Raw genomic sequence first — 18,258 nt, forward strand, 5'->3', positions numbered from 1 at the left:
ATCCCGATGAGGTCCGAGCCCTGCGGCTCAGACCTGCATGATTTCTTCCTGCTTGGTCTCCAGAGCCTTGTCGACCAGAGCAACGTGCTTGTCGGTCAGCTCCTGGATTTCGTCATGCCAGATCTTCTGATCGTCCTCGGACATGCCACCGGCGTTCTTCGCCTTTTTCAACTGGTCCATGCCGTGGTGACGCACGTTGCGGATCGCCACGCGGGCGCTTTCGGCATATTGCGCGGCAACGCGGGTCAGTTCGCGGCGGCGTTCCTCGTTCAGTTCGGGGATCGGCAGCATGATGATGGTGCCGTTGAGCTGGGGGTTGATGCCCAGGCCCGACTCGCGAATGGCCTTTTCAGCGGCGTTTACCAGCGATTTGTCCCAGATGTTCACCGTGACCATGCGCGGTTCCGGCACGTTCACGGTGCCCACCTGGTTCAGCGGTGTTTTCGAGCCGTAGGCTTCCACCATGATCGGGTCCAGCATCGAGGCCGAGGCGCGGCCCGTACGCAGCGAGGCAAATTCCGTGCGCAGAGCCCCCATGGCCCCGTCCATGCGGCGTTCCAGATCGTCCAGGTCGATTTCGAATTCTTCGTCAGACATGTTTCTGCCCGTTCCTTAGGTTGTCCGTTGCCCCGATTTATAGACCGTCCACCGCGCAGAAGTATAGGGGCTCGCAGCCTTCCGCGCGCGGTCGGGCTCAGCCCTCGACGCGGGTGTAGGTCCCCTCGCCCGCCAGGATGCCGCGGAACCCGCCCGGTTCGTCCAGCGGGAAAACGATCAGCGGCAGGTTGTTGTCGCGGGCAAGCGCGATGGCCGAGGCATCCATGACCTTCAACCGTTTGGCCAGAACCTCGTCATAGGTGATCCGGTCATAGCGCGTGGCATCCGCATGTTCCTTGGGGTCCTTGTCATAGACCCCGTCGACCCCGTTCTTGCCCATGAAGATCGCCTGACAGGCCATTTCATTGGCGCGCAGGGTCGCCGCCGTGTCGGTGGTGAAATAGGGGTTGCCGGTGCCGGCGGCAAAGATGCAGACACGTTTCTTTTCCAGGTGACGCACGGCACGGCGGCGGATGTAGGGCTCTGCCACCTCATCCATGCGGATCGCGGAAATGACGCGGGTATAGACGCCGAGCCCTTCCAGCGCCGACTGCATCGCCAGCGCGTTCATCACCGTGGCCAGCATGCCCATGTAATCGGCGGTGGTGCGTTCCATCCCCTGCGCCGAGCCCGACAGGCCCCGGAAGATGTTGCCGCCGCCGATGACCATGCAGATCTCGACCCCCATGTCGTGCACCGTCTTCACCTCGTGGGCGATGCGTTCCACGGTGGGCGGGTGCAGGCCGAAACCCTGGTCGCCCATCAGCGCCTCCCCCGAGATTTTCAGCATGACCCGGTCAAAGGTCGTTCGCGGGGTCTCGGGCGCTTGATCGCTCATGGTTGCCACTCACTCGATGTCATGATTGTCTGGCGCGCAAAATGGCCGAAACCGGCGTCGGGTTCAATGCGGGAAAGCGTGACCCTGCCGAAAAAATGGATGCCCATGGACGAAGAACTGAAACGGCGGCTGGCGGAACTGCCTGCCGATCGGCCGGTGCTGATCGCCGGCCCGACCGCCAGCGGCAAATCCGCCCTGGCTCTGTCGATTGCGCGGCACGGCGGCGGCGTGGTGGTCAATGCGGATGCGCTGCAGGTGTTCTCGAACTGGCGCGTGCTGACCGCGCGCCCCTCGGAGGCGGAACAGGAGATCGCCTCGCACAGGCTCTATGGCCACGTGGCCGGGGATCAGGACTATTCCGTCGGACACTGGCTGCGCGATCTCGCGCCGATCCTGTCGGGGCCGGACCGGCCGATCATCGTTGGCGGAACCGGACTGTATTTCACCGCCCTGACCGAGGGGCTGGCCGACATTCCGCCAACCCCGCCCGAGGTGCGCGCCGAGGGTGAGGCGCTGCTGGCGCAGAAGGGGCGCGAAGCCATGCTGGCAACGCTTGACGATGATACGCTGTCCCGCATCGACCCGCTGAACCCGGCCCGGGTCGCCCGCGCCTGGGAGGTCTGGCGCAGCACCGGGCGGGGCCTTGCCTCCTGGCAGGACGATACGCCGCCGCCGCTCTTGCCGCTCTCCGACACCCTGCCCCTGGTGCTGGAGGCCGGGCGCGACTGGCTGCGCGACCGTATCGCCCGGAGGTTCGACGCGATGCTGGCCGATGGTGCGCTGGAAGAGGCCCGAAGGAACCTCGACGACTGGAATCCCAAGGCCCCCAGCGCCAAGGCCATCGGCGCGCCGGAGCTGATCGGGCATCTGCGCGGAGACATGAGCCTGGACGAGGCCCGCCAGGCGGCCATCATCAGCTCGCAGCAATATGCCAAGCGGCAGCGCACCTGGTTCCGGGCCCGGATGAAGGCCTGGACGAGGGTGGTTGTGGGCTGAGCGGCGCGGCGCCCGCCACGATAAAAAAACGGGGAATCAATCCCTGGTGATTCTCGCCCCAAACCGCGACAGGTCCTTTCGATGCGTCGTTCAGCCCGCGTCTTCGTTGCTCTGCTTCCACGCCTTCCCGCCCTCCTTTGTGGCCCGATACGCGCGACCCCCAAAATCTTGCGGCACCCCCTATGGCTTTGGAAACAAACTGGTCTTCTGATATTCCGGGGCGACATTTTCCTGCAAATCCGCTAGGAAATGAGGGAATATGACAAGCCTCTTGCAAAAGAACGACATCACATGATCCGCGCTGCTGCCACCCCGACGACCGCCTTGAAATCCCCGTTCCGTGTGCTGCCCCTGGCGCGCCTGGCCAAGGGTGGACGATGGCGGACCGAGGCGATGCGCAGCTACGGGGCGCCGGTCCTGATCTGGTTCACCCGCGGTCAGGGACGTATCACCGTCAGCGGCAAAACCGCCGGTTACGGACCCCACAACGCGATTTTCCTGCCCGCCGGCACGATGCACGGGTTCGAGATGTCGAACCAGACCTTCGGCACCATCGTGGTGTTCCCCGCCGGGGTCGAAACCCGGCTGTCCCTGCCGGAAGACCCGGTCCACCTGCGCCTGCGCGAAGCGGACAAGCAGGGGGAACTGTCGCGCATGATCGACAACCTCCAGCGCGAGATGGAAAACGGATCGCCGCTCGCCCATCAGGCGATGATGTGCCACGCGGGGCTGCTGGCGGTCTGGATCGAACGCGAGTTGCTCAAGAAGGATCCGGAAGACAGCCGCCCGGACGCCACCGGACGCCTGGCCGCCGCCTATGCGGCGCTGGTCGAACAGGAATTCCATTCGCCCAAGACCGTGCGCGACTATGCCGCCGAACTGGGGGTGACGCCGACACATCTGAGCCGGGTTTGCAAGAAAGCCTGCGGCCGCCCGGCCTCGGCGATCCTGAGCGACCGGGTGCATTACGAAGCGCGCCGGTTGCTGTCCGAGACGCATCTGCCGATCAAGGATATCGCTGCCCGGCTGGGCTTTGCCAGCCCCGCCTATTTCACCCGCGCGTTCCAGCATCACACCGGCCAGACGCCGTCCGGTTTCCGCAAGGTACAGTAACGCGACCAGGGCGCATTGCAGGCCCCCGTTTGAAAAACTGTCAAGTTGCCAGACACATATCCGAAGCGCGCGATTGCGTGTGCAATTTGGCGGTCATGTCGCTTTTTGCCGTTCACGATGTCGCAATCAGACCTCGAAATGACGAATCCGACCGTTGACGTCGCATTTAAAAAGGTGCCCCATGGTTTCGGAGGGACCGCGCAGATTGCCGACACACGGCAACGGTGTGCGCAATCGCCCCGACCAATAACAAGACGTGTCACAGGGAGACCACGTATGACCGACAAGACCATCAACGGCAAACCCATGCATCCGGCCGCGCAGATGTACGCGCAGGAGTGCCGCGACGGCAAAATGGATCGCCGCGAATTCCTGACCCGTGCCACCGCGCTGGGGCTGACCGCCTCCGCCGCCTACGGGCTGATCGGGGCTGCGCAGCCGGCCTACGCCGCGGCGGACATGCAACAAGGTGGCACCCTGCGCGTCCAGATGAGCGTTCGCGAACTCAAGGACACCCGCACCTACGACTGGTCCGAGATCGGCAACGAGACCCGCGGCACGCTGGAATACCTCGTCGAGTACAACAACGACGGGACCTTCCGCGGCATGCTCCTGGAAAGCTGGGAGATCAACGAGAATGCGACCGAATACACCCTGAACGTGCGCAAGGGCGTCAAGTGGCAGAACGGTGACGACTTCACCGCCGAGGACGTGGCGAACAACATCACCCGCTGGTGCGAGAAGGACGTAGAGGGCAACTCGATGGCGGGCCGCATGGCGACCCTGATCGATGCCAACACCAACATGGCGATTGAAGGCGCGATCCAGGTGGTCGACAGCCACACCGTGAAACTGATGCTGCCGGCACCGGACATCTCGATCATCCCGGGCATGGCGGACTACCCGGCCGCGATCGTTCACAAGGACTACGACCCCGAAGACACGATCAACGCCGTGGGCACCGGACCCTACCGCATCGCCAACCTCGAGGTGGGCGTGACCTGTACGCTGGAGCGCGTCGCCGATCACGCCTGGTGGGGCACCGAGGTCTATGGCGGCCCCTACCTGGATACGATCGAGTATATCGACTACGGCACCGACCCGTCGGCCTGGATGGCCGCGATCGAGGCGGAAGAGGTCGACGTGCTGCACGAATCGGTCGGCGAATTCATCGACGTTCTTGACGGGTTGGGCCTGACCAAATCCGAAGTTGTCACCATGGCCACCCTGGTCATTCGCCCGAACCAGCTGGCCGAAGTGGACGGCAAGAAACCCTATGCGGACACGCGTGTGCGCAAGGCGATCCAGATGGCGGTCGACAACGCGATCTGCCTTGAGCTGGGCTACGGTGGCCGCGGCGCTGTCGCCGAGAACCACCATGTCGGGCCGGTGCACCCGGAATATGCCGAACTGCCGCCGCTGATGCACGACCCGGCCGCCGCCGCCGCGCTGATGGAAGAAGCCGGCATGATGGATTACGAGCACGAGCTGATGTCGATCGATGACGACTGGCGCCGTAACACCACCGATGCCGTGGCCGCGCAGATGCGTGACGCGGGCTTCAAGGTGAAACGCACCGTGCTGCCGGGCAACACCTTCTGGAACGACTGGGTCAACTACCCGTTCAGCTCGACCAACTGGAACCACCGTCCGCTGGGCGTGCAGATCCACGCGCTGGCCTATCGCTCGGGCGAGGCCTGGAACGAATTCGGCTGGTCCAATGCCGAGTTCGACGCGATGCTGGCCGAGGCCCTGTCGATCGCCGATGCGGACAAGCGCCGCGAAGTGATGTCCAAGATGGAGGCGCTGATCCAGGAGGAAGGCGTGACGATCCAGCCCTACTGGCGCTCGCTTTACCGCCACATGCGCGAGGGCATCATGGGCGTAGACATGCACATCTCGTTCGAACACCACCACTACAAGTGGGGCCTGAGCGCCTGACGGCGACCATCCCTCGAATGAACCGGGGACGCGCCTACGGGCGCGCCCCTGACCTCCACCTCGATGCAACGACTCCGAGGTGTGACAACCAAGAACAGACACGCCAAACACGTCTGCTCAGCCACCACAGGGGCACCCCATGGGACTGTTCATCTTACGCCGGGTAGCGGTCATGCTGCTGACGGCTCTCTGCCTGACGTTCATCGTCTTCACCTTGACCAACCTCGAACCCAACCTCGAAAAACTGGCCAAGACCCAAGGCAACATGCGCATGACCGACGAACAGGTGGAAACCTGGTTGTCGAACCGCGGCTACCGGGACAACCTGCTGTCGAAATACGGCCAATGGCTAGGAGTAGTGCCCGGTTACGTGATCACCGGCACTGACGGTGAGCTTCGCGGCAAGTGCATTCGTCCGGGCATGGAGGCCTCCGGGGCGCCGCGGTTCTGTGGCGTGGTGCAGGGCGACTGGGGCTGGTCGACGCGCTTTCGCGAGGAGGTCGGCTCGATCATCGCCAAGCGCCTGGGCGCCACCGGATGGCTGATGCTGGCGGTGATGTGCGTCATGGTGCCCGGCGCGCTGATCATCGGCGTTCTGGCCGGAATGCGCGAGGGGTCACGTCTGGATCGCGGTCTGTCCACCGTGTCGATCCTGACCACGGCGACACCGGAATATGTGTCGGGCGTCATTTTCATCGCGCTGCTGGCTTCAACCAAATACGGGCTGTCTCCGCTGCTGGCGGAATGGGGAATGATCGAGGGCAAGTCGCTGTTCAAGGGCACCGCCACTTCGGCGATGAAGGATATCACCTTCGCGAACTTCACCCTGCCGGTGCTGACCATCGCGCTTTACGGCATGGGCTATATCGCGCGCATGACCCGCGCCTCGATGACCGAGGTGATGACCGCGCAATACATCCGCACCGCGCGGCTGAAGGGGGTGAGCTTTCAGAACATCGTGATGAAACACGCCCTGCGCAACGCGCTGATCGCGCCCTTTACCGTGATCATGCTGCAGTTCCCCTGGCTTCTGAACGGCGTGGTGATCGTCGAGACCCTGTTCAACTACAAGGGCTTCGGCTGGACCCTGGTGGAAGCCGCCGGCAACAACGACATCGAGATGCTGCTGGGCGTGTCGGTCGTGTCGGTCTTTGTCGTCCTGGTAACGCAGCTGATTTCCGATATCGGCTATGTCTACCTGAACCCGCGCATTCGCATCAGCTGAGGGAGGGTTGATCATGGAACCGCTTACCTGGACCGGAAATCTGTCCTTTCTGAACCTGCCGCTGCAAACCGCCGCGATCCTGTTCTTCATCCTGGCCCTGCTGCAGATCCTTGCGGGTTTCGTACCGCAGCGTGGCTCGACCATCTATCACGACAGCACCGTGGCCGGTGGCCCCGGCCTGCACGGCTGGAGCGCGCGGCTGACCCTGTGGAGCTTCTACCTTGTGTTGCTGATCTGCGCAGCCTTCCTGGTGCTGGGTATGCTGATGGGCACGTCAGGTGGCATCATCGGCGCGGTGTCACGCCAATTCGTGCCTGTGTGGGTCGCGCTGGCGATCACCTTTTTCCTGTCGCTGCGCTACAGGCGCAGGCTGGGGCTCTATGGCAAGCTCTTCGACTCGACCATCGGCATGGTGGGCTTCGGCCTGGTCATGTTCTGGGTCTTTACCGCGATCTTCGCCGGCGTGTTCGACATGATCTACACCCACGCCCCGCTGGAGCAGGCCTCGGGCATGAAAAACAAGCTGCCCGGCACGCCGATGAACGGGGCCGAGGCGGAAGACTTCCAATGGTATCTGTTCGGCGGCGACAACCTGGCGCGCGACGTGTTCTCGCGCATGGTCGTGGGCTCGGTCACGGTGATCCTGATTGCGCCGCTGGCGACGATCTTCGCCTTCATGGTCGGCATTACCCTGGGTCTGCCGGCCGGGTACTACGGGGGGCGCCTGGACACGGTGCTGAGCTTCTCGGCCAACCTGATCCTGGCCTTTCCGGTGATCCTGCTGTTCTATCTGCTGGTGACGCCGGAAATCCGCGAAAGCGGGCTGCCCAACTACATGGCGGTGGTCCTGTTCGTCTTTCCGCTGATCTTCCTGGGCGTGTTGATCAACTCGCGCTTCCACACCCAGCCGCAAAAGAACACGCTGTTTCTGGTGCTGGCGCTGGGCATCGGTGGCTGGCTCTACCTGACGCTGGTGTCGGACCAGAGCTCGGTCATCCGCCTGCTGCCTTCGAGCCTGGATTTCTTCAACATCCCCGGCGGCATCCTGGTGGTCTTCGTCTCAGTCGTCTTCGTCAACTCGCCCACGGTGTTCCGCATCGTGCGCGGCCTTGCGATGGACATCAAGACGCGCGACTACGTGGCCGCCGCCCAGACCCGCGGCGAAGGCCCCTGGTACATCATGCTGTGGGAGATCCTGCCCAACGCACGTGGGCCGCTGATCGTCGATTTCTGCCTGCGCATCGGCTACACCACGATCCTTCTGGGGACCCTGGGCTTCTTCGGCCTCGGCCTGCCCCCGGAAAGCCCCGACTGGGGCACCACGATCAACGACGGGCGCAAGCTGTTGTCGATCTTCCCGCACCCCGCGCTGGCCCCGGCCCTTGCGCTGCTGTCCCTGGTGCTGGGCCTGAACCTGCTGGCCGACGGCCTGCGTGAAGAATCGCTGAAGGACTGAGGAACGGATCATGACCAAAATCACCGATTATGATGGCCCCGTTCTGGAGATCGACAAGCTCTCAATCAGTTTCTTCACCCGGCTGCGCGAAATTCCGGCGGTCATGGATTTCTCGGTTGCGGTGCAACCCGGCGAGGCGGTTGGTCTGGTGGGCGAAAGCGGCTGTGGCAAGTCCACCGTGGCGCTGGGCGTCATGCAGGACCTGGGCGTGAACGGGCGTATCGTCGGCGGCTCGATCAAGTTCAAGGGCCGCGACATGTCCGAGATGACGCAGGAGGAATTGCGCGACATTCGCGGCAACGAGATCGCGATGATCTATCAGGAACCGATGGCCTCGCTGAACCCGGCGATGAAGATCGGCAAACAGCTGATGGAAGTGCCGATGATCCACGAGGGTGTGAGCAAGGAAGAAGCCCACGCCCGCGCGCTGGAGGTGGTCACGGATGTGAAACTGCCCGACCCGAAACGCATGCTGGACAGCTATCCGCACCAGCTTTCGGGCGGTCAGCAGCAAAGGATCGTCATCGCGCTGGCCCTCATGACCAAACCCTCGCTGCTGATCCTCGACGAGCCCACAACGGCGCTCGACGTGACGGTCGAGGCGGCGGTGGTCGAACTGGTCAAGGACCTGGGCAAGAAATACGGCACCTCGATGTTGTTCATCTCGCACAACCTCGGGCTGGTGCTGGAGACCTGCGACCGGCTCTGCGTGATGTATTCCGGCGAGGCGGTCGAACGCGGGTCGATCGAGGACGTGTTCGACGACATGCGCCACCCGTATACACAGGCGCTGTTCAGGTCGATCCCCCTGCCCGGCGCCGACAAGAATGCGCGCCCGCTGGTGGCCATTCCCGGAAACTTCCCCCTGCCCCACGAACGCCCGGACGGTTGCAACTTCGGCCCGCGCTGCAACTACTACATGGAGGGGCGCTGCGACCAGGGCTACATCCCGATGGACGAAGTCGAAGGCAACGAGCGTCACGTCAGCCGCTGCCTGCGGATGACCGAGATTGACTGGGACGCCCCGCCCGAGGTAGCGGCCAAGGCCGAGAAACCGGCGGTCGGCGAAGTCGTTCTGAAGATGGACCACCTCAAGAAATACTACGAGGTGGCGGCGAATGCGCTTTTCGGGGGCGGTGAGAAACGGGTGGTGAAAGCCAATGAGACACTCAGTTTCGAAGCGCGAGAGTCGGAAACCCTGGCCATTGTCGGTGAGTCGGGCTGCGGCAAGTCCACCTTTGCCAAGGTGCTGATGGGGCTGGAGACTGCGACCGACGGCAAGATCATGATGGGCGACGAGGAAATCCAGGACGTGGCGATTCAGGATCGCTCGACCGAGACGATTTCCTCGGTGCAGATGGTGTTCCAGAACCCGTTCGACACGCTGAACCCGTCCATGACGGTCGGGCGCCAGATCATCCGCGCGCTGGAGGTCTTCGGTGTGGGTGAAAGCGATGCCGACCGGCGCCAGCGCATGTTGAAACTGCTGGACCTCGTGAAACTGCCGCGTGCCTTTGCCGACCGCATGCCGCGTCAGTTGTCGGGCGGTCAGAAACAGCGTGTGGGCATTGCCCGCGCCTTTGCCGGCGACGCTCGTATCGTGGTGGCGGATGAACCGGTCTCGGCGCTGGACGTGTCGGTTCAGGCGGCGGTGACGGACCTGTTGATGGAAATCCAGCGCGAGAACAAGACTACGCTTCTGTTCATCTCGCACGACCTCAGTATCGTGCGCTACCTGTCCGATCGTGTGATGGTGATGTACCTGGGTCATGTGGTCGAGCTGGGCACGACCGACCAGGTCTTTGCCCCGCCCTATCACCCCTATACCGAAGCGCTGCTGTCCGCCGTTCCGATCGCCGACACCTCGGTCGAGAAGGAGCACATCGTGCTTGAGGGGGACATCCCCTCGGCAATGAACCCGCCCCCCGGCTGCCCGTTCCAGACGCGCTGCCGCTGGAAGGACAAGGTTGCGGGCGGCCTGTGTGAGCAGAAGGTGCCGCCGGTGCGCACGTTGGAAGACAAGCATCAGATCAAGTGCCACCTGTCTGAAGAGGTGCTGGCCTCGATGACCCCGGTGATCAAGATCGCCGCTGAATAGGGCCTCAGAAAACCGGAAAGGCGCCGGACCTCGAAACGGGCACCGGCGCCTTGCCTAATCTGTATGTTTCAGCGCCCCAGAAGGCGCGCCAACTGCTGCCTGATCGTATCCCAGCTGTTTGCGCCGGTCGGTTCGATCTCGGTGAACTTCTTCTGCATGGCATCGTCTAGCTTGGGTTCCGTGCCCGTCGCCCCCTGACCATTCTTCCACGAGCCCGATCCACCGCCCTGGCTGGCCCCTTTGGGCTGCATGCTGGCGTTGATGCGGTTCAACCTGGCTTCGTACTTGTCCTGGCTCATGGTTTCGGCGTCCTTGTCTCATCCCCACTTTCGTTCTGCATCAGCAAAAAGGCGGAAATCTGACCGCCTTTGGGTATCAGCGTGAAATCGCCGAAATTCGTCCCGGCTTTTCGTTGCATTCACAACGATCACATGTTAATCAATTCCCGACTCGAGGAGGAGACCCACATGAAAATCGAACAGATCCACCACGTCGCTTATCGCTGCAAGGACGCGAAAGAGACGGTCGAATGGTACCAGAAGATGCTGAACATGGACTTTGTTCTGGCCATCGCCGAAAACCATGTACCCTCGACCCACGAACCGGATCCCTACATGCACATCTTCATGGATGCTGGGAACGGCAATGTTCTGGCCTTCTTCGAACTGCCGACCAAGCCGGAAATGGGCCGTGACCCGAACACGCCGAAATGGGTGCAGCACATCGCGTTCAAAGTAAAGGACCGGGCGGAACTTATTGAATTCAAGGAACATCTTGAAGAAAACGGCGTCGAAGTTCTGGGTGTGACCGACCACTCGATTTTCCATTCGATCTATTTCTTTGACCCCAACGGGCACCGTGTCGAACTGGCCTGCCCGGACCCGGAGGAAGAAGAAATGCTCAAGCGCATGGATGCGGTAAAGTGGGACATGCTGAACGAATGGTCCGAGACCAAGCGCGCGCCGAAACACGCTGATTGGCTGCACAAGAAGGAACTGTCCGGCCTGTAAGCCGCCCGGGCCGGTCCCGGCCACTTTGCACGACATCTGAAACCAGAATTCCGGATTTCTGGAATTCTGGATTTCAGTTGTTAAGGTAAGCGCCTGAATTCGCTAGTTTACCTGTTTGGATTTGTCAGGAAATCAACACGGGGTTAACGCCCCGGCCACAGCAGGAAAACACCAGTGCCAACAGTCACTTGGCGCCTTGTTTTCAACTTCCCAGAATGGCTTTTACATAGCCCTGCGTTTCACGATACGGCGGGATGCCATCGTATTTCACCACCGCCTCGGGCCCCGCGTTATAGGCCGCCAGCGCCAGGCGCCAGGAGCCGAACCGGTCATATTGCCGCTTGAGGTAGCGTGCCCCTCCGTCCAGGTTCTGGCGCGGGTCCAGCGGATCGACGCCCAGGCGGCGTGCCGTTTCCGGCATCAGCTGCGCCAGCCCCAGCGCACCGGCCCTGCTTTGCGCCGTGGCTTTCCAGCCGCTCTCCTGCTGCACAAGACGCAGGAAAAGATCCTCGGGGACATTGTGCCTGTGCGCCGCATCGCGGGCCATCTGCAGGTATTGACCGCGATAGCTGCCGCCGTAGGCCGGAATACCCTCCTGCCCCGGCATCGAAATCGCGCGCGGGGTCAGGCGCACGGAATTGGCATATTGCGAGGCCGCCCGGCGATCCAGCACCCGGGTCTGGGCCTCGAAGGTCGACCGCCCGTTGGAGGCCGCGAAGAGTTCACCTGCCTGGGCAGGCAGCGCCGCCATCACGGCGGTGCCGAGAACCATGGTCAGAATTGTTTTCATCACAAACCCCTCGATCTTGCGGCGCAATATAGGGGCAAACCGGCAGTCCGAAAAGAGGGGCGGCGGTTTGTCGCTTGCCACATGCCTATTCCATTCCCGGGCCGTTCCTGTTGTAACGTTATGCAACGTTTTTCAGATTCGGAGGGTCCCCATGGCGGGTTCGGTCAACAAGGTCATACTCATCGGCAACCTGGGCCGCGATCCCGAGGTGCGGTCGTTCCAGAACGGCGGCAAGGTCTGCAACCTGCGCATCGCCACCTCGGAAACCTGGAAGGACCGCAACACCGGCGAGCGCCGCGAGAAGACCGAATGGCATTCGGTGGCGATTTTCCAGGAAGGTCTGGTGCGCGTGGCCGAGCAATACCTGCGCAAGGGCTCGAAAGTCTATATCGAAGGCCAGCTGCAGACCCGCAAATGGCAAGACCAGAACGGCCAGGACCGATATTCGACCGAGGTCGTGTTGCAGGGATTCGGCGGCACGCTGGTCATGCTGGACGGCCGCTCCGGCGGCGGTGATGGCGGCGGCTACGGCGGAGGCGGCGACCAGGGCGGCTATGGTGGCAGCTCGGGCGGTGGCTTCGGCGGCGGCCAGGGTGGCGGCTTCGGTGGCGGCGGCGGAGGGTCCGCGCCCGCAGGTGGCGGCGGCGGGTTCGACGACGAGATCCCGTTCTAAGAAACACGAACAGACAGGAGGCGCGCGATGTCATGGTCCTTTCCGATCGGGCGCCTCTTTGGCTCGCAGCTGCGCGTCCATGTGACCTTCTTTCTGCTGCTGGCCTTCATCGCCGCTTCGGCCTGGGCCGAGAGCGGGCCCCGGGCGGCGCTCTGGACCACGATCTTCATCCTTCTGCTGTTCGCCTGCGTGGTCGCCCATGAGTTCGGCCACGCGCTGATGGCGCGACGGTTCGGCATCCGCACACCGGATGTCACGCTTCTGCCGATTGGCGGGCTGGCGCGGCTGGAGAAAATGCCCGAGAAGCCGGGCCAGGAGATTCTGGTGGCCCTGGCTGGCCCTGCGGTGAATGTGGTGATCTGGGCGGTGCTGACGCTGCTTTTCGGCGCGCCGACCGAGACCGATCAACTGACCGGCCTCTCCGTCGCCCCATCGACCCTGCCCTCGCAACTGGCAACTCTGAACCTGGTGCTGGCCATCTTCAACATGATCCCGGCTTTCCCGATGGATGGAGGTCGGGTGCTGCGCGCCGTCGTGGCGCTGTTCACCGATCGGGTCACTGCCACCCGCATTGCCGCGGGCGCTGGTCAGGTCGTGGCCTTTCTGATGGCGCTGACCGGGCTTATGTCCGGTAACTTGATTCTGGTGCTGATAGCGGGTTTCATCTTCATCGCCGCGGGGGGGGAAAGCGCCGATGTCGCCATGCGCGACGTGGCGCGCAAGCTGCTGGCACGCGATGCGATGATTACCGAATACGAGGCGCTGCGCCCCGAGGATGCCATCGGCCTTGCCGCCACCACGCTGATCCGCACCACCCAGCACGAGTTTCCCGTACTGGATGCCGACGGCCACCTGGCCGGGTTCCTGACCCGCGAAGCGCTGTTTCACGCCATGGCCGCGGACCAGGTCAAGACCCGCGTGGGCGACGTGATGCAAACCGTGCCGGCGGTGGCCCTGACCGACGGGCTTGAAACCGTGCTGGAGCGGCTGGGCACGAACCCGGCGGTGGCCGTTCTGGACCGCGAAGGCCACCTTCTGGGCTATATCACCCGCGAGAACGTGGGAGAACTGATGGTGATCGCCAACGCGCGCCGTTAGCGTTCCGCCAAAGCCTCCTGCAGGATGCCACGCACCACCGACATATCCACGTCGCTTGCCACGAAGGCCTCCCCGATGGCGCGCGCCAGGATGAAGCGCAGCTTGCCGTCCAGAACCTTCTTGTCCTGGCCCATCAGCTCGATCAACCCGTCCGCATCGGGCAGGTCGCCCGGAATGTCGGCCATGTCCTTCATCATGCCCATGGCAGCCAGGTGTTCGCGGAAACGCGAGGGGCTTTCCTGGCTCATCAGACCCAGCCGCGCCGAGGTCTCGAACGCCAGGGCGCAGCCGATGGCAACGCCTTCCCCGTGCAGCAGACGGTCGGAGTAGCCGGTGGCGGCCTCCAGCGCGTGGCCGAACGTGTGACCCAGGTTCAGAAGCGCGCGGTCGCCCTGTTCGGTCTCGTCGCGCACGACGATATCCGCTTTCATCTGCACCGAATGGCGCACGGCTTCGGTCCGCAGGGCCACGTCACCGGCGGCCAGGGCGGGGCCGTTCCGTTCGAGCCACTCGAAAAACGTCGCATCGCCCAGCCCGCCGTATTTCACCACCTCGCCGTAACCGGCCAGAAAATCGCGCGGGGTCAGGGTTCCCAGCACGCCAATATCGGCCAGAACCAGCGAAGGCTGATGGAACGCGCCGACCAGGTTCTTGCCGGCAGGAGAGTTGATCCCCGTCTTGCCCCCCACGGAACTGTCCACCTGGGCCAGCAATGAGGTCGGGATCTGCACGAACCGCACCCCTCGGCGCAGCACGGCGGCGGCAAAGCCGACCAGATCACCGATCACGCCGCCACCAAAGGCCACGACCACATCCTTGCGTTCGACCTTCTGTTCCAGCAGCCATTCGACCGCGCGGGTGAACTGAGGCCAGCTTTTGGTCGCCTCGCCGGCCGGCAGCGACAGCGAGACCATCTCGACCCCCTCGGCGGCCAGCCCGGCACGCAGCGTATCAAGGTGCAGCCCCGCCACGGTCTCGTCGGTGATCACCGCCACGCGGGGACGGTTCAGAAGCGGCGCGATCTCCGCCCCGGCACGGTCGATCAGCCCGGTGCCAATGCGCACATCATATGCGCGCCCCTCCAGGGGAACATGAACGGTTTCCATGACTTATACCTCTTCCAGCACGTCTGGCCTGGTCTTGAGCGCGTCGATTACCGCCGCGCACATGTCTTCGATGGAATAGTCACGCCGCGCGTCCACGGCGAGGTCCGCCAGCGCATAGACCGGCACCCGGGCATTGTAGATCTCGGTCAGGGTCGCCCTTGGATCAGCGGTGCGCAGGAGCGGCCGCGTGTCCTTGTGTTTGACCCGGTTCCACAGAAGCTCAAGATCGGCGCGCAGCCAGACCGACACACCCCTGTCGCTGATCATGGCGCGGTTGCGTTCGGCCAGAAAGGCGCCGCCACCGGTCGACAGCACGGCGCGTTCAGTCTCCAGCAGGCGCCCGATTACTTCGCTTTCCCGGTCCCGGAAGAACGTTTCCCCGTCCCGCGCGAAAATCTCGGCAATCGACATGTTCGCCGCTTTCACGATCTCTTCGTCACTGTCCAGGAAATCAACGCCCAACCGGCGGGCCAACGCCTGCCCTACTGCGGTTTTCCCCGCGCCCATCATGCCCACCATGACGATAGATTTCTTCACCCGAAAAGCCACTTTGGCGGCGCCTCGCCCATTTTTCACATTTCTCCCCTGAATGGCGTGATATTGTCAAAAAGGCCATATATAAAAAGCAGACAGAGCAGAGCGGGACAAGGAAACATAAAAAATGCTGGGGCGACTTCTGAAATTCGTTGGATTGCTGGTAATCCTTGGGGGCATTGGGCTCTCGGGCTATGCCTTTCTGGGCGATCTGTCGCCGCGTGTCTCCCCGAAGAGCGTGACGGTGACGCTGGATGCGAAGTAGCACACTGGCCCTTCTTGCCGCGCTGAGTCTGGCCGGATGGCCCGCGCTGGCAGAGGATGATCCGGTGGCGGAAGCCGCAGCCGGGGACGTGCCGATGTCCGCTATCGACTGGCTGTCCGACAGCCTGGCCACCCCGCGCGCGCCCTCCCGACCCGCCGAGCCCGACGTCACCAGCGGCGCCACGGTCGAAGATGTGACCGTGCAGCCCCTTGGCCTGCCCATGCCGGATGCGGTGGGTTTGCTACCGGTTTCGGTCACGGGCCTGCCACGCGGCCTCTGGGGCGCCTCGCGCCCTGACGACCTTGCCATGCGCTTCCGTCAGAGCCAGCCCGACATGCTACCCGCGATCCAGGCGCTGCTCTACACGCTGCTGCTAGCCGAGCTGGACGCCCCTGCGGGCTCCGACCCGGGATCGGACACGGTGTTTCTGGCACGGGTCGACCGGCTGTTGTCATTGGGCGCGCTGGATCAGGCCGAGGCGCTCCTATCGCGCACGGGGGCCTCCAACCCCGAAATATTCCGCCGCTGGTTCGACACCGCGCTTCTGCTGGGGACGGAAAATGAGCTTTGCGAAGTTCTGCGCGCCACGCCGGAACTGTCGCCGACTTTCCCCGCGCGCATCTTCTGTCTGGCCCGGGGTGGCGATTGGAACGCGGCGGTGCTGACCCTGGAGACGGGCCGGGCGCTCGGGTTCATCAGCGCGCAGGACGACGCGCTCCTGGCCCGGTTCCTCGACCCGCTCCTGTTTGAAGGCGAACCACCTCTCACCCGCCCTGCGCGCCCGACGCCGCTGACCTTCCGCATGTTCGAAGCGATCGGTGAGCCGATCCCGACCGCCACCCTGCCCCTCGCCTTCGCGCAATCCGACCTGCGCGCCAATATCGGCTGGAAGGCCCGTGCAGAGGCTGGCGAACGCCTGGCGCGCACCGGGGCGGTCGGTGGCAACCAGATCTGGGGTCTCTATTCCGAACGCCGCCCGGCCGCCTCGGGCGGGGTCTGGGACCGGATCTCTGCCTTGCAGGCGTTGGATGCGGCCATCGCGGCGCGCAATGCCGACCGTGTGGCCGAAGTGTTGCCGGCGGCCTGGGCCGCGCTGCGGGAGGCCGAACTGGAAGTGCCCTTCTCGCAGATACACGGCAAGACCCTGGCCGGGATGGGGCTGAAGGAGGAGGCCGGCGCGCTGGCCCTGCGCATGGGGCTTCTGTCCAGGGAGGCCGAGGAAATCGCCGGGGGCGCCACGCCGACTTCGCCGATGGACCGCCTCCTGACGGGTCTGGCACAGGGCACGGTCGAGGGGCTTTCCGCCCCCACGCCCGAGGCCCAGGCGGTCATTGACGGGTTCCGCGCCGAAACGGTGCCGGTGCGCCTGGCCCCGCTGGTGGAAGCCGACCGGTTGGGCGAAGCCATCCTGAGGGCCCTGGCACTGTTTACCTCCGGCAGCCGGGGCGACCTGGACGAGGTCTCGGATGCTCTGGCTCTGCTGCGTCATGTCGGGCTGGAGGCCACCGCGCGTCGGGCCGCGATCGAATATCTGGTACTGGAACGGCACGGATGACTGAACCTTCGACAATCGGGCTCACCCAGGACCAGGCGCGCTGGATCTCGACCTTTCTCGAGGCACAGGCGGCGGAGCTGGACGCCTCGCAGAACACGCTTCTGGCCTATGGGCGCGACCTGAAGGCCTTTGCCGATTTCCTGGGGACCGATGGGTTCGACACCGTGTCGCGCGACCGGATCGAGGGTTTCCTGATCGACTGCGAGGCCGAAGGATTGGCCGCGTCCACCCGGGCGCGGCGACTTTCGGCCATCAAGCAGCTGTTTCGCTTCGCCCACGAAGAAGGCTGGCGCGAGTCCAACCCGAGTCTCAAGATCAAGGGCCCCGGCCGGGCCAAGACCCTGCCCAGGACGCTGAGCGTCGAACAGGTCGAGGCACTCCTGACCGCCGCCCGCACCCAGGGACGCCGGGAGGAGGACCGCCTGCGCAACAGTTGCCTGATGGAACTGCTTTACGCCACCGGGATGCGGGTCAGCGAGCTTGTCTCCCTGCCCGTCTCGGCTGCCCGGGGCGATCCGCGCATGCTGCTGGTGCGGGGCAAGGGCGGCAAGGAACGCATGGTGCCGCTGTCTCCCCCGGCCCGCGCGACATTGGCTGGTTGGCTCAAACTGCGCGATGAGGCCGAGGATGCGGCCAGGGCCAAGGGCAAACCGCCCTCACGCTTTCTTTTTCCCACCGGTTCGGGCCAAGGCCATCTGACCCGGCACCGGTTCTATGCGCTGATCAAGGAAATCGCGGTTTCGGCCGGGGTATCCCCGGGCGATGTTACCCCCCACCGGTTGCGCCACGCCTTCGCCACGCACCTTCTGGCCAATGGCGCCGACCTGCGCGCAATCCAGACGCTTTTGGGTCACGCCGATATCTCGACCACCGAGATCTATACCCATGTGATGGATGAACGCCTGAAGGAACTGGTGCTGGAACATCACCCGCTGGCCTCGAAGGACTAACCGGAGGTTTCGA

At 63.8% G+C, this 18,258-nt stretch carries 18 protein-coding genes; 12 read left to right on the forward strand and 6 right to left on the reverse strand.

Annotated features, from left to right (window positions below; genetic code table 11):
* Nucleotides 1-27: 27 nt before the first annotated feature.
* The gene (frr, locus tag Q1V43_RS12820; RefSeq protein ID WP_300518598.1) at nt 28-597 is read right to left on the reverse strand and encodes a ribosome recycling factor; all 570 of its coding nucleotides are present in this window, start codon (nt 595-597) and stop codon (nt 28-30) included.
* A gap of 97 nt (nt 598-694) precedes the next feature.
* A complete protein-coding gene (gene pyrH / locus Q1V43_RS12825; RefSeq protein WP_300518601.1) occupies nt 695-1,435 on the reverse strand; it encodes a UMP kinase in 741 nt (246 codons plus the stop codon).
* 105 nt (nt 1,436-1,540) lie between these two features.
* Between pyrH and miaA the strand changes: the two genes are divergently transcribed.
* From miaA to Q1V43_RS12855, 6 genes are all read left to right on the forward strand, one after another.
* Complete coding sequence (gene miaA / locus Q1V43_RS12830) at nt 1,541-2,431, forward strand: tRNA (adenosine(37)-N6)-dimethylallyltransferase MiaA (RefSeq protein WP_300518604.1); 891 nt, start codon at nt 1,541-1,543, stop codon at nt 2,429-2,431.
* A gap of 291 nt (nt 2,432-2,722) precedes the next feature.
* The gene (locus Q1V43_RS12835; RefSeq protein WP_300518606.1) at nt 2,723-3,544 is read left to right on the forward strand and encodes an AraC family transcriptional regulator; all 822 of its coding nucleotides are present in this window, start codon (nt 2,723-2,725) and stop codon (nt 3,542-3,544) included.
* Nucleotides 3,545-3,820: 276 nt separating this feature from the next.
* Nucleotides 3,821-5,485 (forward strand): ABC transporter substrate-binding protein, encoded by a 1,665-nt coding sequence (locus Q1V43_RS12840; RefSeq protein WP_300518609.1) that lies wholly within the window; start codon nt 3,821-3,823, stop codon nt 5,483-5,485.
* A 139-nt stretch (nt 5,486-5,624) separates the two neighbouring features.
* A complete protein-coding gene (locus tag Q1V43_RS12845) occupies nt 5,625-6,710 on the forward strand; it encodes an ABC transporter permease (RefSeq protein ID WP_300518612.1) in 1,086 nt (361 codons plus the stop codon).
* A gap of 13 nt (nt 6,711-6,723) precedes the next feature.
* The gene (locus Q1V43_RS12850) at nt 6,724-8,166 is read left to right on the forward strand and encodes an ABC transporter permease (RefSeq protein WP_300518615.1); all 1,443 of its coding nucleotides are present in this window, start codon (nt 6,724-6,726) and stop codon (nt 8,164-8,166) included.
* Between the two features lie 10 nt (nt 8,167-8,176).
* Nucleotides 8,177-10,264 carry an ABC transporter ATP-binding protein gene (locus Q1V43_RS12855; RefSeq protein WP_300518618.1) on the forward strand — a complete coding sequence of 696 codons (2,088 nt, stop codon included), beginning with the start codon at nt 8,177-8,179 and terminating at the stop codon, nt 10,262-10,264.
* Nucleotides 10,265-10,332: 68 nt separating this feature from the next.
* Here the strand turns inward: Q1V43_RS12855 and Q1V43_RS12860 are convergent, their stop codons facing one another.
* A complete protein-coding gene (locus Q1V43_RS12860; protein ID WP_300518621.1) occupies nt 10,333-10,563 on the reverse strand; it encodes a hypothetical protein in 231 nt (76 codons plus the stop codon).
* A 168-nt stretch (nt 10,564-10,731) separates the two neighbouring features.
* Between Q1V43_RS12860 and Q1V43_RS12865 the strand changes: the two genes are divergently transcribed.
* Nucleotides 10,732-11,274 (forward strand): VOC family protein, encoded by a 543-nt coding sequence (locus Q1V43_RS12865; RefSeq protein ID WP_300518623.1) that lies wholly within the window; start codon nt 10,732-10,734, stop codon nt 11,272-11,274.
* A 202-nt stretch (nt 11,275-11,476) separates the two neighbouring features.
* Here the strand turns inward: Q1V43_RS12865 and Q1V43_RS12870 are convergent, their stop codons facing one another.
* Nucleotides 11,477-12,064: a lytic transglycosylase domain-containing protein gene (locus tag Q1V43_RS12870; RefSeq protein ID WP_300518626.1), complete on the reverse strand. Its 588-nt coding sequence runs from the start codon at nt 12,062-12,064 to the stop codon at nt 11,477-11,479.
* A 151-nt stretch (nt 12,065-12,215) separates the two neighbouring features.
* On the opposite strand from Q1V43_RS12870, the gene ssb reads away from it, so the two are divergent.
* Both ssb and Q1V43_RS12880 read left to right on the forward strand, forming a co-directional pair.
* The gene (ssb, locus tag Q1V43_RS12875) at nt 12,216-12,737 is read left to right on the forward strand and encodes a single-stranded DNA-binding protein (RefSeq protein WP_300518629.1); all 522 of its coding nucleotides are present in this window, start codon (nt 12,216-12,218) and stop codon (nt 12,735-12,737) included.
* Nucleotides 12,738-12,764: 27 nt separating this feature from the next.
* On the forward strand, nt 12,765-13,835 hold the full coding sequence (locus Q1V43_RS12880) for a site-2 protease family protein (RefSeq protein WP_300518632.1): 1,071 nt from the start codon (nt 12,765-12,767) through the stop codon (nt 13,833-13,835).
* On the opposite strand, the gene aroB is transcribed toward Q1V43_RS12880, so the two are convergent.
* Nucleotides 13,832-14,941 (reverse strand): 3-dehydroquinate synthase, encoded by a 1,110-nt coding sequence (aroB, locus tag Q1V43_RS12885; protein WP_300518635.1) that lies wholly within the window; start codon nt 14,939-14,941, stop codon nt 13,832-13,834. The two genes, Q1V43_RS12880 and aroB, sit on opposite strands and share 4 nt — an antisense overlap.
* Before the next feature lie 3 nt (nt 14,942-14,944).
* Entirely contained in the window at nt 14,945-15,517 is a 573-nt protein-coding gene (locus tag Q1V43_RS12890) for a shikimate kinase (protein WP_300518638.1), read from the reverse strand.
* 85 nt (nt 15,518-15,602) lie between these two features.
* Between Q1V43_RS12890 and Q1V43_RS12895 the strand changes: the two genes are divergently transcribed.
* The 3 genes from Q1V43_RS12895 to Q1V43_RS12905 are packed head-to-tail and all read left to right on the forward strand — an operon-like array spanning nt 15,603 to nt 18,245.
* Nucleotides 15,603-15,740 (forward strand): hypothetical protein, encoded by a 138-nt coding sequence (locus Q1V43_RS12895; protein ID WP_300518641.1) that lies wholly within the window; start codon nt 15,603-15,605, stop codon nt 15,738-15,740.
* The gene (locus Q1V43_RS12900) at nt 15,730-17,295 is read left to right on the forward strand and encodes a hypothetical protein (RefSeq protein WP_300518644.1); all 1,566 of its coding nucleotides are present in this window, start codon (nt 15,730-15,732) and stop codon (nt 17,293-17,295) included. The genes Q1V43_RS12895 and Q1V43_RS12900 overlap by 11 nt, the downstream gene beginning before the upstream one ends.
* The gene (locus Q1V43_RS12905; RefSeq protein WP_300518648.1) at nt 17,292-18,245 is read left to right on the forward strand and encodes a site-specific tyrosine recombinase XerD; all 954 of its coding nucleotides are present in this window, start codon (nt 17,292-17,294) and stop codon (nt 18,243-18,245) included. Before Q1V43_RS12900 ends, Q1V43_RS12905 begins: the two co-directional genes overlap by 4 nt.
* The last annotated feature ends 13 nt before the right edge of the window (nt 18,246-18,258 follow it).

Source organism: Aliiroseovarius sp. (genome assembly GCF_030148435.1).
In the GTDB taxonomy this organism is placed as follows: domain Bacteria; phylum Pseudomonadota; class Alphaproteobacteria; order Rhodobacterales; family Rhodobacteraceae; genus JASBTN01.